At 65.5% G+C, this 15,278-nt stretch carries 13 protein-coding genes; 8 read left to right on the top strand and 5 right to left on the bottom strand.

Translation table 11 applies throughout. The features are described from left to right. Positions 1–78: 78 nt before the first annotated feature. The 4 genes from topA to proC all read left to right on the top strand — a co-directional run bounded on the left by topA (position 79) and on the right by proC (position 5,396). Positions 79–2,805: a type I DNA topoisomerase gene (gene topA, locus ABRP28_RS11595; RefSeq protein WP_350002947.1), complete on the top strand. Its 2,727-nt coding sequence runs from the start codon at positions 79–81 to the stop codon at positions 2,803–2,805. A 50-nt stretch (positions 2,806–2,855) separates the two neighbouring features. Beyond that, positions 2,856–3,275 (top strand): SseB family protein, encoded by a 420-nt coding sequence (locus tag ABRP28_RS11590; RefSeq protein ID WP_231453976.1) that lies wholly within the window; start codon positions 2,856–2,858, stop codon positions 3,273–3,275. Positions 3,276–3,282: 7 nt separating this feature from the next. Continuing rightward, positions 3,283–4,272, top strand: coding sequence for a Ppx/GppA family phosphatase (locus tag ABRP28_RS11585; RefSeq protein ID WP_350002945.1), 990 nt, complete (start codon positions 3,283–3,285; stop codon positions 4,270–4,272). A 290-nt stretch (positions 4,273–4,562) separates the two neighbouring features. Further along, the gene (gene proC, locus ABRP28_RS11580) at positions 4,563–5,396 is read left to right on the top strand and encodes a pyrroline-5-carboxylate reductase (protein WP_350002943.1); all 834 of its coding nucleotides are present in this window, start codon (positions 4,563–4,565) and stop codon (positions 5,394–5,396) included. 72 nt (positions 5,397–5,468) lie between these two features. On the opposite strand, the gene ABRP28_RS11575 is transcribed toward proC, so the two are convergent. Then, a complete protein-coding gene (locus tag ABRP28_RS11575; RefSeq protein ID WP_066278878.1) occupies positions 5,469–6,155 on the bottom strand; it encodes a TrkA family potassium uptake protein in 687 nt (228 codons plus the stop codon). Then, complete coding sequence (locus ABRP28_RS11570) at positions 6,148–7,581, bottom strand: potassium transporter TrkG (RefSeq protein ID WP_350002942.1); 1,434 nt, start codon at positions 7,579–7,581, stop codon at positions 6,148–6,150. Before ABRP28_RS11570 ends, ABRP28_RS11575 begins: the two co-directional genes overlap by 8 nt. A gap of 104 nt (positions 7,582–7,685) precedes the next feature. Between ABRP28_RS11570 and ABRP28_RS11565 the strand changes: the two genes are divergently transcribed. Beyond that, positions 7,686–8,897, top strand: a complete 1,212-nt coding sequence (locus tag ABRP28_RS11565) for an acetoin utilization protein AcuC (RefSeq protein ID WP_350002940.1) — start codon at positions 7,686–7,688, stop codon at positions 8,895–8,897. Positions 8,898–8,908: 11 nt separating this feature from the next. Here the strand turns inward: ABRP28_RS11565 and ABRP28_RS11560 are convergent, their stop codons facing one another. Next, on the bottom strand, positions 8,909–9,412 hold the full coding sequence (locus tag ABRP28_RS11560; protein WP_350002938.1) for a hypothetical protein: 504 nt from the start codon (positions 9,410–9,412) through the stop codon (positions 8,909–8,911). A 152-nt stretch (positions 9,413–9,564) separates the two neighbouring features. Between ABRP28_RS11560 and ABRP28_RS11555 the strand changes: the two genes are divergently transcribed. Continuing rightward, the gene (locus ABRP28_RS11555; RefSeq protein WP_350002936.1) at positions 9,565–10,170 is read left to right on the top strand and encodes a metalloregulator ArsR/SmtB family transcription factor; all 606 of its coding nucleotides are present in this window, start codon (positions 9,565–9,567) and stop codon (positions 10,168–10,170) included. 13 nt (positions 10,171–10,183) lie between these two features. Here the strand turns inward: ABRP28_RS11555 and ABRP28_RS11550 are convergent, their stop codons facing one another. Further along, complete coding sequence (locus ABRP28_RS11550; protein WP_350002934.1) at positions 10,184–11,518, bottom strand: alpha-hydroxy acid oxidase; 1,335 nt, start codon at positions 11,516–11,518, stop codon at positions 10,184–10,186. Positions 11,519–11,616: 98 nt separating this feature from the next. Here ABRP28_RS11550 and ABRP28_RS11545 point away from each other — a divergent pair, with 98 nt between their 5' ends. Further along, the gene (locus ABRP28_RS11545) at positions 11,617–12,327 is read left to right on the top strand and encodes an FCD domain-containing protein (protein ID WP_350002932.1); all 711 of its coding nucleotides are present in this window, start codon (positions 11,617–11,619) and stop codon (positions 12,325–12,327) included. An 80-nt stretch (positions 12,328–12,407) separates the two neighbouring features. Here ABRP28_RS11545 and ABRP28_RS11540 read toward each other — a convergent pair whose 3' ends face one another. Beyond that, positions 12,408–13,442, bottom strand: a complete 1,035-nt coding sequence (locus ABRP28_RS11540; protein ID WP_350002930.1) for a LacI family DNA-binding transcriptional regulator — start codon at positions 13,440–13,442, stop codon at positions 12,408–12,410. A gap of 375 nt (positions 13,443–13,817) precedes the next feature. On the opposite strand from ABRP28_RS11540, the gene ABRP28_RS11535 reads away from it, so the two are divergent. Then, positions 13,818–15,275 carry a Gfo/Idh/MocA family oxidoreductase gene (locus ABRP28_RS11535; protein ID WP_350002928.1) on the top strand — a complete coding sequence of 486 codons (1,458 nt, stop codon included), beginning with the start codon at positions 13,818–13,820 and terminating at the stop codon, positions 15,273–15,275. The last annotated feature ends 3 nt before the right edge of the window (positions 15,276–15,278 follow it).

Raw genomic sequence — 15,278 nt, 5'->3', positions numbered from 1 at the left:
CGCACATTTCTGCAAAATATGGTGAACTAGGCCAGTATGGGCGCATCTGCCCGAGCAACCTTTTTCTGTAGGAGCACCGTGCCAAGCAAGGCCAAAACCGGCAAGAAACTCGTGATTGTGGAGTCTCCGGCCAAGAGCAAGACCATCGCCAAGTACCTCGGCGAGGGCTTCATCGTAGAGGCCTCCATTGGTCACATCCGCGACCTGCCGCAGCCGTCCGAACTGCCTGCCGAGCTGAAGAAAACGTCGGTGGGCAAGTTCGCCGTGGACATCGATCACGACTTCAAGCCGTACTACGTGGTGTCCGCGGACAAGAAGAAAAAGGTGACTGAGCTCAAGGCAGCGCTCAAGGACGCCGACGAACTCTATCTCGCAACCGATGGGGACCGCGAGGGCGAGGCCATCGCGTGGCACCTGCTGGAAGTGCTCAAGCCCAAGGTCCCCGTGTACCGGATGACGTTCGGCGAAATCACCAAGGAAGCCATCCAGCGCGCCATGGGAAACCTGCGCGATGTGGACACAGCCTTGGTGGACGCCCAGGAGACCCGCCGCGTCCTGGACCGCCTGTACGGCTACGAGATCTCCCCGGTGCTGTGGCGCAAGGTGGCCCGCGGCCTGTCCGCCGGCCGCGTGCAGTCCGTGGTGACCCGCATGGTGGTGGACCGCGAACGCGAACGGATGGCGTTCAAGGCCGCCTCGTACTGGGACCTCACCGGCCAGTTCGGCGCCGACGCCGGCTCCTTCAAAGCCAAGCTCGCCGCCGTGGACGGCGCCAAGGTGGCCAGCGGCCGTGACTTTAACGACGACGGCGTCCTCACCTCGAAGAACGTCGCCCACCTGAACGAAGAGCTGGCCACGTCCCTGGCGGCCGGGCTGCAGGACGCTTCGTTCACCGTCCGGTCCGTGGACACCAAGCCGTACACGCGCCGTCCGGCTGCGCCGTTCACCACCTCCACGCTGCAGCAGGAGGCGGGCCGCAAGCTGCGCTTCTCTTCCAAGAGCACCATGCAGGTGGCCCAGCGGCTGTACGAAAACGGCTACATCACCTATATGCGTACGGACTCCTCGGCGCTGAGCGACGAAGCCCTCACCGCCGCGCGGCGCCAGGCGTCCGAGCTGTACGGCCCCGAGTACATTCCCCAGTCACCGCGCGTGTACACCGGCAAGGCAGCCAACGCGCAGGAAGCGCACGAGGCCATCCGCCCCGCCGGTGACTCGTTCCGCACCCCGGCCCAGGTGGCCAAACAGCTTTCCGGCGACGAGTTCCGCCTGTACGAGCTGATCTGGAAGCGCACCGTCGCCTCCCAGATGGCCGATGCTAAAGGCTCGACGGCGACCATCCGGCTGGGTGCCGTCGCTGCGGGCGGCCGGGATGCCGAGTTCTCGGCCTCCGGCACGGTCATCACTTTCCCTGGCTTCCTCGCCGCGTACGAGGAAGGCAAGGACGAGACCCGCGGGGACGACGAATCCGACGAAGCCCGCCGGCTGCCGAACGTGGCCAAGGGGGACGCGCTCAAGGCGTCCGAGATCCTCGCAGTGGGCCACGAGACCTCGCCGCCGCCGCGCTACACCGAAGCGTCCCTGACGGCCGAGCTGGAGAAGAGGGGCATCGGTCGTCCGTCAACGTACGCCTCCACCATTTCCACCATCCAGGACCGCGGGTATGTCCGTAAACAGGGTTCAGCCCTGGTTCCGAGCTGGATTGCCTTCTCGGTGATCCGCCTGCTGGAGCAGCACTTCAGCGACTACGTGGACTACGAGTTCACGGCCGATATGGAAGGCGACCTGGACAAGATTGCCAACGGCCAGGCCGTGGGCGCTTCCTGGCTGCGGCACTTTTACTTCGGCGAAGAGTCCGATCCCGGCCTGCTGAGCATCGTGAACAACCTGGGCGAGATCGACGCCCGCGAGATCAACTCCATCCCCATCACCGATGAGATCACGCTTCGGGTGGGCAAGTTCGGCCCGTACCTGGAAAGCTCGGCCGCCACTGTTGACCCGAAGACCGGGGAGATCGTGGAGTCAGCGCGCGCCAACGTGCCCGAGGACCTGGCACCTGACGAGCTGACCGCCGCCAAGGCCATTGAGCTGATGGAAACGGCTGCTCCGGAGGAGCGGGTGCTGGGCACCGACCCGCACACCGGGCACACGGTGGTTGCCAAGAACGGCCGCTATGGCGCGTACGTTACCGAGGTCATCCCCGAGATGACCGAGGAACAGATCGCTGCCCAGCCTGTGGAGTACTACAAGAACGGCAAGCCAAAGCCGCCGAAAAAACCGGTTAAGGCCAAGCCCCGCACCGGATCGCTGTTCAAGTCCATGACCGTTGAGTCGGTCACCCTGGACGAGGCACTGCAGCTCATGAGCCTGCCTCGCGCACTGGGTGAGGACGCCGAGGGCAACCTCATCACCGTGCAGAACGGCCGGTTCGGCCCGTACCTGAAGAAGGGGACGGACTCCCGGTCCATCGGCTCGGAAGAGGAGATCTTCACCATCACGCTGGAGCAGGCGCTGGAGATCTATTCCCAGCCGAAGCAGCGCGGTGCCCGGGCCGCCGTCCCGCCGCTGGCGGAGTTCGGTCCGGACCCGGTGTCGGAGAAGAACATCGTGGTGAAGGAAGGCCGGTTCGGCCCCTACATCACGGACGGGATCACCAACATCACCGTTCCGCGAGCAACCTCCCTGGAGGAGCTGACCCGCGAACAGGCCGTTGAGCTCCTGGCCGAGAAGCGCGCCAAGGGTCCCGTCAAGCGCACCGCCACCCGCAAGGCTCCGGCCAAGAAGAAGGCGACCGCCAAGAAGTAGCGGTGCCTGCGGGGTTTGCATGGGGCACTGGATCGTGATCGGGTAGGGGGATGACTGAACAGCCCGGAATTGACGACACCACTCCGCTTAACGACCTCGAGGAGAAGCTCGCCAAGGGCGGCCAGCCCGATGCCAGCCCGGTAGACGTCATCCTGTCCTTCCTGAACAGCGAGGTCTACATCATCAGTTCGGACGGCATCGAGGGCGAGGACTCCCAGGTGGAGCCCCTGGTCCTCGGCAATGCCGACGGCGACCCCGTCCTGGCCGTCTTCTCGCACCCCAGCCGGGTGGACCAGCAGTACCTTGAAGCTGCGCCCAACGTGCTGGGAACCCAGGGTGCGGCCATCATCGCCAACATCGGCGAAGAGCTGGGAATGGTCATCAACCCGGGCGCAGCCTACGGTTTCGAGATCAACCCGGAAGGCGTGGCCAACATCAAGCGCGACTTCAAGCGGGCTGACGAGGAATAATGGCACCATGCGTCTAGGCGTCCTCGATATCGGGTCCAATACTGTCCATCTCCTCTTGGTGGATGCCCACCCTGGCGCGCGCCCGGTGCCCTTCGCCTCGCACAAGCGGCCGTTGTCCCTGGTCCAGTACCTGGAGCCGGACGGCAGCATCAACGACGCCGGCCAGCACGAGCTCACCGAGTTCGTCCTTGAGGCCTGGGAATTTGCGGCCAGGCACAAGGCCGAGGACCTCCTGGCCTTCTGTACGTCGGCGATCCGGGAGGCCACCAACGGCCCCGAGGTCCTGGCCCGCGTCAAGCACGAAACAACCGTCACGCTCCAGGAACTCACGGGCAGCGAAGAAGCATCCATGACCTTCTTCGCCGTCAGGCGCTGGCATGGCTGGGGCGCCGGACCCATCCTGAACCTGGACATCGGCGGCGGATCCTTCGAGATGGCCTTCGGCCAGGATGAGCTTCCTGAAGTGGCCACCTCCGTACCGCTGGGTGCCAGCCGGCTGACGCGTGACTGGCTGTCAGAAGACCCGCCATCTGCCAAAAGCGTCAAGGAGCTCCGCCGATACATCCGGGCCACCCTCAAGCCGGCGGTCCGGGAGTTCGACGGGCTGGGCCGGGCCAACGTGGTGGCAGGAACGTCCAAGACCTTCCGTTCCCTGGCACGGATCGCCGGGGCCGCTCCCAGTGCGGCAGGCCCCTACGTCAAACGCGAGCTGCACGCTTCGGACCTGGGGGTGTGGGCACAGCGCATCTCGGCCATGAAAGCCGAGGACCGGCTGCACCTGCCGGGCGTCTCCGAAGCCCGCGCCCACCAGCTGCTGGCCGGGGCGCTCGTGGCGGAGGCCGCGCTGGAACTCTTCAAATTCAAGAAGCTGAGGATCTGCCCCTGGGCTCTGCGCGAAGGCCTGATCCTCCGGAGGCTGGACCAGCTGGTGTTTTCCGGGCCACTGGAGCTGGCACCCCACCTGGCACCGCCGCAGGCTGTCGAAGCCGCCGTCTAGAACGCCTTAAAGCCGCTTAGACCGCCTTAAAGGGAGATACCGGCGCCGGCAACAGGAAAATGGGGGAAAACCTGTTGCCGGACGCCGGTACCCTGGCAGGGATCCCCATCCCTGCCGCATCACTCGCACCCTCAATGAGGTACTAACTACGTTAGGGCTGCAACTTGTGAGGGACCTGCACCCAACATGTGAGCCAGCTGTGAATGGGTTTCAGGGAGTTCCCGCCTTTTCTTTTCCGCCCCAAGTCATGTATTTCGGCGCCGGCCAGCCCGAACTGTAATGATGGAGCCATGAGCAACCGAATCGCATTCCTTGGCTGTGGATCCATGAACGAAGCAATTCTGAGTGGGCTGCTGGAAGCCGGAACGGATCCGGCGGACGTCGTCGCAACCGTCCGGCGGGCCGAACGCGCCGCCGAACTGGCCGAGCGGCACCACGGCGTTACCGCAATCGCCGGGGAAGAGGAACCGGACAACAACAAGCAGGCAACCAAGGGGTCCGGCGTCGTGATCCTGGGCGTCAAGCCCGTTGGTATTACCGAACTTGCGCGGGAAATCAGCAGCTCCCTCTCGCCCACCACGGTGGTGGTGAGCGTGGCCGCGGCGGTGTCCATTGCCCAGCTTGAGGCAGCACTGCCGGCAGGCCAGCCGGTCATCCGGTCCATGCCCAATACTCCTGCCAAGCTGGGCCGCGGCGTGGTGTCCGTTTCGCCGGGCACCAACTGCACCCCGGAGCAGCTCCAGAGGGTCAAGGACGTCCTGCACGGCGCAGGAACGGTGGTGGAGGTCCCCGAGGAACAGGTGGACGCGCTCTCGGCGATCAGCGGTTCCGGACCGGCCTACGCGTTCTACCTGGCCGAAGCGATGGCCGCAGCAGGCCGGGAACTGGGCCTGGACGCAGAACTGTCCCTGCTCCTGGCCCGGGAAACAGTGGCGGGAGCCGGCTTCATGCTGGCCGAGCCCGGCGCCGATCCCACCGCCCTGCGCAAGGCCGTGACCAGCCCGAACGGCACCACCGAGAGGGCCATCGCCACGTTCGACGAGCGCGGGATGCCCGCCATCATCGCTGCCGGAGCCCGCGCGGCTGCGGAGCGGGCAGCCGAAATCACCAAGCAGCTCGGATAGCGTGGGAGTTTTGTCCAGATATGGGGGCTTGACCACCCTTCAAGCCTGCATATCTGGACAAAAACTCGGGAACTACGGCCTGGCGGCGAAGCGTTCCAGCAGGTCCACGTGGCCGGAGACGATCAGCATGTCCCGGGAGGACACTTTGGTTTCCGGCCGGGCGTAGGTGAAGTCCTCACCGGGGGACTTAACCCCGACGATCGTGACGCCGTACTTGGAGCGGACTTTGGACTCGTCCAGCGTGAATCCCACCGTTTCACGCGGGGGATACATTTTCACGATGGCGAAGTCGTCGTCGAACTCGATGAAGTCCAGCATGCGCCCGGAGACCAGGTGCGCTGCGCGGACTCCGGCGTCGGCCTCAGGATATATCACGTGGTTGGCGCCGATCCGGGTGAGGATTTTGCCGTGGGAGGGCGTGATCGCCTTGACCCAGAGGTGCTCGATGCCAAGGTCTACCAGGTTGACGGTGATCAGCACCGAGGACTCAATCGACGTGCCCACGCCCACAACGGCGGAGCTGAACTCCTGCGCTCCCAATTGGCGAAGGGCGTCGATATTGGTGGCGTCGGCCTCCACCACGTGCGTCAGCAGCGGCGCCCACTTCTGCACCAGGGTACGGTCCCGCTCGATGGCAAGGACTTCGCGGCCCTGCTTGACCAGCTGCTCTGCCGTGGAGGAGCCAAAGCGTCCCAGGCCGATCACCAGGACTGGCGCGTTGTGGGCGGGCCGCCGCGGGGCGTCGGGTGAACTAGCCAATGATGGGCCTCTCTTCAGGGTAGTGGTACAGCTGGCTGCGCTGGCGGAGCGCCAGCGCAGCGGCGAGGGTTACGGTGCCCACGCGGCCGGCGAACATCAGGCCCGTGAGAACGTAAACGCCCGACGGCGGCACTTCAGCGCTGAGGTTGGTGCTGAGGCCGCAGGTGGCAAACGCGGAGATCGTTTCGAACAGCACCCGGTCAAGCGAGGCGCCGCTGATGTGGAGCAGGAGGAACGCGGATACGGAAACGAGGGTGGCTCCGGCAACAATCACCGAGATAGCCACCCGCATGGTGCCTTCGGGGATGGTCCTGCCGTATACCTTGACGTCGGAGTCGCCGCGGCCCTCGGCCACGATAGCCAGGAACATGACGGCGATGGTGGTGACCTTGATGCCGCCTGCGGTGGAGGCGGAACCGCCGCCGGCGAACATCAATGCATCCGTCAGCAGCATGGTGGTGGATTCCATCTGGTTTTGGTCCACCAGGTTGAACCCGCCGGACCGCATCATGACGGACGCGAACAGGGAATGGGTGACCTTGTCGCCCAGGTCCATGCTTCCTATGGTCCGCAGGTTGTCCCACTCCATCAAAGCCCACAGGAGGGTGCCCGCCACCAGGAGGATGAAGGAGACCTGGATGGTGAGTTTGGTGTGCAGGTTCCACTTTTTCCAGTTCAACCCGTTTTGCTGGAGGACCATCACCACGGGAAATCCCAGGCTGCCCAGGAAGACGCCGAGCATCAGGGGAACCAGGATCCAGAGGTCTGTTTCGTAGGGCACGATGCCGTCCGAGTGCGGGGTGAAGCCTGCATTGTTGAAGGAGGAGATGGCGTAGAAAATACCGTGCCAGACAGCCTGCCAGAACGGCTCACCCAAGGTCAGGAACCGGGGGATCAGGGCCAGTGCAAGGATGCTTTCAATTACTACTGACGTGGTAATAACGATCCGCAGCAGGGTACCGACCTCACCCAGGCGCCCTGCGTTGTTCATGGACTCGGCGGCAATGATCTTGCCGCGCACTCCCAGCCTCTTGCCCACCATCAGCGCCAGCAGCGAGGCCAGGGTCAGGGTGCCGAGTCCGCCGATGAAGATACCTATCAGGATCACCAGCTGCCCGAAGAAGGACCAGTGGACTGCCGTGGACACCACCGTAAGTCCGGTGACGCACACGGCGGAGACCGCGGTGAACAGCGCCTGGTGGACCGGGGTGACGGTGCCGGCGGCGGAGGAAACGGGAAGGGACAGCAGGAGGGCAAACAGCAGGCACACCGCGGCGAACACTGTCAGGGCAAGCCGGGCCGGCGAAGTGTTCGCAATGTCGTCGACGAAGTCCCGCAGCCGCGTAAGGATCCAGAGGCCTTCCCGCTCCTGCGCTGCGGGATGCCAGTTGGCCGGGGTACGGGGCCTCGACTGGCTTTGCGTCATGTGTGGCTTTTCCTCGGTAGAAACTGTTTCCCTCAGTAGTAAACCACTAATGGATGCGTCATGACCGGGCAGGAGGGGCGCCGCGCTCAGGTAGCCTGTGATTGATGACATACCTGCCGGGCCTCAGCTTGCCCGCGCCCCCAACGGTGGTGGCGTGGAGTTCTGACATGACCGCCTACAACTTCGGTCCAGGCCATCCCATGGCACCGGAGCGGATGGACCTCACAGCCCGGTTGGCATCCAGCCTGGGACTGTTCGGCCTGGACCATGTTGCGGTGGAAGCCCCGGACGTCGCGGACGACGCCGCCCTTGAGTCCGTGCATTCGCCCGAGTTTGTTGCCGCAGTCAAAAAGGTCAGCGCCGATCCCGGCCAGCCTGATGAGTCCCGGGGGCTGGGTACCGAGGACGACCCCGCTTTTGCAGGCATGCATGAGGCGGCGGCCCGCCTGGCCGGAGCCTCGCTGCTGTCCGCTTCCCGGATTCTGGACGGTTCAGCCCTGCGCGCCATCAACTTCGGCGGCGGCATGCACCACGCCTCCCGCGAGCGGGCCAGCGGATTCTGCATTTATAACGACGCTGCACTTGCCGTGCAGAAGCTGCTCGACGGCGGCATCCGCAGGGTGGCGTATATCGACGTCGATGCGCACCACGGTGACGGAACGGAAAGCATTTTCTGGGACGACCCCCGCGTGCTCACGGTCTCGCTGCACGAGAGCGGCCTGACGCTGTTCCCGGGCACCGGATTCGCGAACGAGATCGGCGGCCCGCAGGCCGAAGGGACCGCGGTGAACGTTGCGCTGCCCTCGGGAACAGGGGACGCCGGCTGGCTGCGCGCCTTCTACGCGGTGGTCCCGCAATTAGTGGCCGCCTTCCAGCCGGAAGTGATTGTCAGCCAGCACGGGTGCGACTCCCACCGTCTGGATCCCCTCACCCACCTCAACCTCAGCGTTGACGGGCAGCGGGAGGCCGCTTCCGCCGTCGGGAACCTTGCAGCCCGCCACTGCGACAACCGCTGGATAGCCACGGGAGGCGGCGGCTACAACGTCCTCCAGGTGGTGCCGCGGTCCTGGAGCCACCTTATTGCCATTGCAGCCGGACGGCCCGTACCGCTGCGTACGCCGGTCCCGCAGGACTGGCGCGACTACGTCGAGGAGAAGTTCGGCTCCTCGGCGCCGGCGCTGATGAGTGACGACGTGGAACTGTGGTGGCGGTCGTGGGAGGTCGGTTTCGACCCCAACGACGCCGTGGACCGTACGGTGATGGCAACCCGAAAGTCCGTCTTCCCGCTGCACGGACTGGACCCCTGGTTCGACTGACGCCGTGCCTGTCAGGTACTCCGCTTCTCCGTCTGGAAGACCACTCCCGCTGCGCCGATCAGCCAACCCAGCAGCGACAGGGCGAAGGCCCCGATCAGGTCCGTGGACGCGGTTCCCTTGGCGAGCCAGAGCAGCAGCACGGCCAGGCCCACTGCGAGGTAGACAATGATGGCGGCGATGATCCGCCCCGACAGCCTGGCGGTGACATCGGACGGGTTGATGACCGTGGGGCTTCCCTGCCCAGAGGGACCTGATGGCCGGCGGGCGTCCTGCTCCGACTCGTCACGGCGGACCTCTGCGATGGTAAATCCCAGGGCCGATGCCGTCAGGGAACTCAATGAGGTGGCCAGGACGCCGGCCGCCGTGACCAAGGCTCCATTGAGGGGCGGCGCCAGTGTCCTGCCGTCAGGCACCCAGAACCCCACACGCAGCAGCACGGAGCCCCACACGGCCACGAAGAGGCCCAGGAAAACGAACGCGATGATGTTGAACAGCTGCTGGCGGAGGAAATCCATACCACCCACTCCTCAGGTCACGCCGGCCGCTTCCCGGGAACCCGGGGCATCCCTGGAACCGTTCTAGCACTGCTGAGGAGCCCGGGCAATGGCGTCCGGCACGGCCGAAATAGTGGATGCCTTTCGGCGTATATGTCGCTAGGGTGGGAGGCATGGTGACAGACGACGTATTTGCCGTCATAGCGGAATCGACCCGGCGTGACATTTTGGTTTCCCTCCGCTCAGGAGACAAGGCCGTGGGCGAACTGGTGGAGGAACTGGCGGCGAGCCAGCCCACCATTTCCAAGCACCTCAAAGTCCTTCGCGAAGCCCAGCTTGTGAGCATGAGGGCCCAGGGCCAGAAGCGCTACTACGCACTCAACCGCAAGCCGCTCGAGGGCATTGCCACCTGGCTTGAAACCTTGGATGTGGGAGCAGCAGCCCCGGCGGTGGAAACCACTGCTGCGGCATCTGTTCCCGCCGCTGCCGCCGGCAGCAGCCAGGAACAGGCTTCCCGCACCGCCGGCAAGGCGGCTCCGGCGGACCAGGAAGCCGCCCCCGCCGGAGCAGTGGCAGCGGAAGCTGTGTCCGCCGGCGTCTTGGCGCGCGACGGCGCCGAGCTGAGTCCCGCCGTCGTCATTCCCGGCGGAACCACGGCGCCCCTGAGCGACGACACCGTTCCCCAGCAGATCGGCAGGACGGTGGGCCGGGCAGCCACCAAGGCTGCCGACCTCCTGGCGAACCTCCCCACCCTGCCGAAGTTCGGCCGCAAAAAGTAGGGGCCCCGGGCGATTACTTGTTGAGCAGGCGCACGTGGTCCGGGGTCAGCTCGGAGATCCTGCTGACACCCAGCAGGGCCATGGTGCGGGCCATGTCCTTCTCCAGGATCTGCAGTGTGCGGTCAACGCCTGCCCGGCCCCCGGCCATCAGGCCGTACAGGTAGGCGCGGCCGATCAGCGTGAAGTCGGCGCCCAGGGCAAGGGCAGCCACGATGTCCGCGCCGCTCATGATGCCGGTGTCCAGCATGATCGCGGCATCGCTGTTGTCCGCGGTGAAGGCCTGCTTGACCTCGGGGAGGAGGTGGAACGGGATGGGCGCACGGTCCAGCTGCCGGCCGCCGTGGTTGGAGAGGACCACGCCGTCGGCGCCATGGTCGACGACGCGGCGGGCATCCTCCACGGTCTGGATGCCCTTGACCACCAGCTTGCCCTTCCAGGTTTCGCGCAGCCAGTCCAGGTCCTCGAACGTCAGCGTGGGATCGAACATGGAATTGATGAGGTCGGCCACGGTCCCGGTGTAGCGGGACAGCGACGCGAACGTGAGCGGCTCGTGGGTGAGGAAGTTGAACCACCAGGCGGGGCGGTAGGAGGCATCCAGGACGGTTTTGACGGTCAGCGCCGGCGGGATGGTCATGCCGTTGCGGACATCGCGGAGGCGGGCGCCGGCCACAGCGGTGTCCACGGTGACCATGAGGGTGTCGTTGCCGGCCCTGGCGGCCCGCTCAATCAGTTCCAGCGAGCGTTCGCGGTCCGTCCAGAGGTACAACTGGAACCAGTTGCGGCCGTTCGGTGCCGCAGCCGCCACATCCTCGATGGACGCGGTGCCCATGGTGGAAAGGGTGTAGGGGATTCCGGCGGCTTCGGCGGCCTGGGAACCGGCGTATTCACCTTCGGACTGCATCATCCGGGTGAAGCCGGTGGGGGCGATGCCCACGGGCAGCCGGGAGGGCTTGCCCAGGATTTCGGTGCTCAGATCGATCTTGGAGACGTTGCGCAGGATGCCGGGCCGGAACTCGATGTCCAGGAACGCCTCCCGCGCGCGGCGGAGGGTGATCTCCCCTTCGGCAGCGCCGTCGGTGTAGTCAAAGGGTGCCTGCGGGGTGCGGCGCTTGGCGATGTCGCGGAGTTCCCAGATGGTACTGGCCCGCTTGAGCCGGGCTTCCTTGCTGAACTCGGGCTTCTTGAACTGCATCAGCGGCGCCAGGTCCGAGTACTTGGGGATCCGGCGCTTCAGGGCTGCCGGCACTCCGGAAACCGCCGAAGGGGAAGCGGGTGCGGCTGCCGGGATATCGGTGGCCTCCGGGGCAGGCGTTGTCTCCGGATTATTGGGCTGGATGGTGTGGGTCATGGCGTCCTCCAATGGGCGGCAGGTCCACGTTCGGGACCTCCTGTGGTCTAACCACACTGTAGGCCATGTGGTTGGACCACATCAAGTACCATGGCCTTATGCGTACGCACCAGCTTGTTTTGTCCTGGATCGAGGCCGAACTTTCCGAGGGCCGGCTGTCCGTGGGCGGCAGGCTGCCGGCTGAACGCACCCTCGCCGAGCAGCTGAAGGTCTCACGCACATCGGTCCGTGAAGCCATCCGGATCCTTGAAGCCATGGGCGTGGTCCGGGCCGGGGTGGGGTCGGGACCGGATGCAGGGACGGTGGTCATTTCGGATCCGACGGCGGCACTTGGCTCCGCGCTGCGCCTGCACGTTGCCACGCAGCACCTTCCGGTGGCGGACATCGTGGAAACCCGGGTCCTCCTGGAGTCCTGGGCGGCATCAAGGGCAAGTCCGGAGGCTCCGGAGCTGGAGGCAGCCGGCAGCCTGCTGGAGGAGATGGCCGCCGTGGGATTGGACGTTGACGAATTCCTGGCCCTGGATGTCCGGTTCCACCTGGCGCTGGCTGATGCCGCGGGGAATGCCGTGGTCAGCGCGATGATGGGGTCCCTGCGCGAGTCCATCCAACGGTACGCCGCGCAGCTGACGTCCAACCTTCCGGACTGGGAGGCAACAGCCTCGCGCCTGAAGGCCGAGCACCGCGAGATCCTTGCCGCCATCAGGAATGACGACGGCGACCGTGCGGCACAGCTGGTGGCAGCGCACATTGAGGGGTACTACCGGGAGGCGGGGCTGGCTTCCGGAGGAACTGTACCAATCCGTCCCTGAGTTTTTGGGCAGATATGAGGACTTGGAGCCCCTTCAAGTCGTCATACGTGACCAAAAACTCCGCTGGCAGGAGGGGGTGGTCAGCCGTGGACTGCCGTGCGGGCAGCCTTGGCGGGACCGGTGCTGGCCCGCACCTCGAGCTTCGGCTGGTAGCGGCTTCCGGGGGCGTCGCTTTCCTCGTTGCGGATAAGGGCCCGCAGCTGGTGCCAGGCCTGCTCGCCCAGCTCGGTGATGGGAACGGCTGCCGTGGTGAGCGCCGGCGTCGTGTACCTGGCGAAAGGGATGTCGTCGAACCCGGTGACGGAGATGTCGCCGGGGACGTCCAGGCCCCGTTCATGCAGTCCGCTCATCAGTCCCATCGCCACCAGGTCGTTGAAGGCAAGGATTCCCGTGGCGCCGCTCTCCAGTACCGCGTCCACCGCGCCGTGGCCGGTATCGAAGTCGGAGCCGCCCTCAAGCATGGTGACTTCCACCTGTGGATGGGCCGCCTTGAAGGCCTGCAGTCCCTGCAGGCGCAGGTTGTTGGAGGCGCTGCGGGGAGGGCCTGCCAGGAAGGCGAGCCGGGTATGGCCAAGTTCCACCAGGTGTTCGGCGATATCCTGCACGCCCTGGCCATAGTCGACCACCAGGCTGGGGACGCCTGCGGCTGCCGTGGTGCGGTTGATGAGGACAAGCGGCCGGAGGGACGGCGCAATCTCCTCCAGTTCGGCGTCGCTCATGCGGGGCGCGCAGAGGACCAGGCCGTCGCACCGCCGGCGTGCCTCGCCCGCCAGGATGGTTTCCTCGCTGGAGACCTCAAAGGAGTCGGCGATGAGCACGCGGTACCCGTCCTGGGCGGCAGCCCGGCTCAAGCCGCGGAGAATGGCCTGGAAGGTGGGGTTGGCGAGGTCCGGAACAACAATGCCGATGGTGTCCGTCTTGCCCAGCGCCAGGCTCCGGCCCACGGGGTTGGGCTGGTACTTCAGCTCCACCGCGGCAGCCCTGACCCGGGCTGCGATCTCGGGGTCAACCGTGAAGTTGCCGTTCATGACGCGCGAAACCGTTGCGTGGGAGACGCCCGCCTTCACGGCAACATCCGCGATGCCGATCCTGCCCGATGCCGATTTCCTGACCATGCGTGGTCCCTTCCTTCGCGCCGCTGGTACAGGTGGTGGCGCCGTTCCGTTGCAGGGCAGGATCCGAACCGACTGGCGGCGTATTCGTCAAAGCATGTAGTGACTGAAAGCATATAACGGGACGGGAAAGCGATTTCTCTTCTTTTCCCACTTTTCCCGGCCAATTTTCCCGTTCTTTCCCGCTTCGGAGCCTGCGCAGGGCAGAAAACGCTTTCTTCCTGCGTTGCCAATGCTTGACGAATGAGCGATGGGGTTGATACAACTCATATAGCAGCCTGAGAAAACGCTTTCTGAGGCGAGGTACCAAAAGCACCAGATCTTCACCGAACAGCGGCCCCTACCGGCCGGTTTTTGAGTCTTCGAAAGGGACCCCTCATGGTCAACACAGCCGAGTCGACTTCCGCCCCAGAGGCCCGGTCCGAAGCCGCGCACAGCACCGAGGCTGCAGCCGCCGCAGGTGCGCCCGCCCGCCAGGGCGGGAAAGCCCGGATTGCCCTGATTGGCACCGGCGGGCGTTCCGAGATGTACATCCGCGCCATTTTCGGCAAGCACGCGGACACCGCCGAGCTGGTGGCATTCTCGGACGTGAACCCCGGCCGTGTGGAGTTCTACCAGAAGCTCATCCAGGAACTCGGTGCGCCAGGGCCTGTCGCAGCCTTTGACCCTGCTGACCTCACCGCCTTCATCCAGGCCAACACCATCGACCGCGTCGTGGTGACCACGCCTGACTACACCCACGCCGACTACATCGTGGAGGCACTGCGCGCAGGCGCCGACGTCGTCGTCGAAAAGCCCCTGACCATTGATGCCGAAGGCTGCCGCCGCATCACCCAGGCCGTGCACGAGACCGGCCGCAACGTGGTGGTCACCTTCAACTACCGCTACTCGCCGCGCAACAGCGCGCTCAAGGAAATCATCCAGAGCGGCGTGATCGGCAAGGTCACCTCGATTGACTTCAGCTGGGTCCTGGACACCGTCCATGGCGCCGACTACTTCCGCCGCTGGCACCGTGAGAAGAAAAACTCCGGCGGCCTGCTGATCCACAAGGCCTCGCACCACTTCGACCTGGTCAACTGGTGGATTGACGACGTCCCGGAGCGCGTCTTCGCCTCCGGCGGCCTGAAGTTCTACGGAGACAAGAACGCCGCCGAGCGCGGCCTGGGTCCCCGCCCCGAGCGCGGGACGCCGGACGCCGATGCGCCTGCCACCGCTGAAAAAGATCCGTTCACCCTTGACCTTCGGGAGGACGAGCGCCTCAAGGCCCTTTTCCTGGACAACGAGCACTACGACGGCTACCGCCGCGATCAGGACGTCTTCACCGGCGGCATCACCATCGAGGACAATCTCGCACTCGTGGTGGAGTACCAGGGCGGGCCCCGCCTGAGCTACTCCCTGAACGCCCACAGCCCCTGGGAGGGCTACCGGGTAGCGGTCAACGGCACTGAAGGCCGCGCCGAGCTCGAAGTGGTGGAACGCGCCGCCGTCACGTCCAGCACGGACAAGAAGACCGTCGTGGACCCCAGCGCCACCCCCATTGAGGAAGACGACGCAATCCGGCGCAACGGCGAACGCCTGGTGGTCCAGCGCCACTGGGAAGCTGCCTACGAGGTGCCGATCGTCAATGGCGAAGGCGGCCACGGCGGCGGCGACGAACTCCTGCTCTCCGACCTCTTCAACGGCCCGGGCGAGGACCCGCTGGGCCGCCCCTCGGGCTACCTGGACGGGCTGCGCTCCGTCTCGGTGGGCATCGCCGGCAACCGCTCCCTTGAGTCCTCCCTGCCCGTACGCATCGAGGACCTGGACCTCGGCGTCGACCTCCGCCGCGGCAACTGACTC

The sequence above is a fragment of the Pseudarthrobacter sp. WHRI 8279 genome (assembly GCF_040224115.2).
Taxonomy (GTDB): domain Bacteria; phylum Actinomycetota; class Actinomycetes; order Actinomycetales; family Micrococcaceae; genus Arthrobacter.
Note: the sequence above shows the minus strand (reverse complement) of the source record. Positions and strands in the feature narration are given on the sequence as shown.

Bases quoted from the DNA above. Each gene is read 5' to 3' on its own strand.
- ABRP28_RS11590 (WP_231453976.1), top strand. From the start codon at position 2,856: ATGACTGAACAGCCCGGAATTGACGACACCACTCCGCTTAACGACCTC.
- ABRP28_RS11585 (WP_350002945.1), top strand. From the start codon at position 3,283: ATGCGTCTAGGCGTCCTCGATATCGGGTCCAATACTGTCCATCTCCTC.
- proC (WP_350002943.1), top strand. From the start codon at position 4,563: ATGAGCAACCGAATCGCATTCCTTGGCTGTGGATCCATGAACGAAGCA.
- ABRP28_RS11570 (WP_350002942.1), bottom strand. From the start codon at position 7,581: ATGACGCAAAGCCAGTCGAGGCCCCGTACCCCGGCCAACTGGCATCCC.
- ABRP28_RS11565 (WP_350002940.1), top strand. From the start codon at position 7,686: ATGACATACCTGCCGGGCCTCAGCTTGCCCGCGCCCCCAACGGTGGTG.
- ABRP28_RS11560 (WP_350002938.1), bottom strand. From the start codon at position 9,412: ATGGATTTCCTCCGCCAGCAGCTGTTCAACATCATCGCGTTCGTTTTC.
- ABRP28_RS11555 (WP_350002936.1), top strand. From the start codon at position 9,565: ATGGTGACAGACGACGTATTTGCCGTCATAGCGGAATCGACCCGGCGT.
- ABRP28_RS11550 (WP_350002934.1), bottom strand. From the start codon at position 11,518: ATGACCCACACCATCCAGCCCAATAATCCGGAGACAACGCCTGCCCCG.
- ABRP28_RS11545 (WP_350002932.1), top strand. From the start codon at position 11,617: ATGCGTACGCACCAGCTTGTTTTGTCCTGGATCGAGGCCGAACTTTCC.
- ABRP28_RS11540 (WP_350002930.1), bottom strand. From the start codon at position 13,442: ATGGTCAGGAAATCGGCATCGGGCAGGATCGGCATCGCGGATGTTGCC.
- ABRP28_RS11535 (WP_350002928.1), top strand. From the start codon at position 13,818: ATGGTCAACACAGCCGAGTCGACTTCCGCCCCAGAGGCCCGGTCCGAA.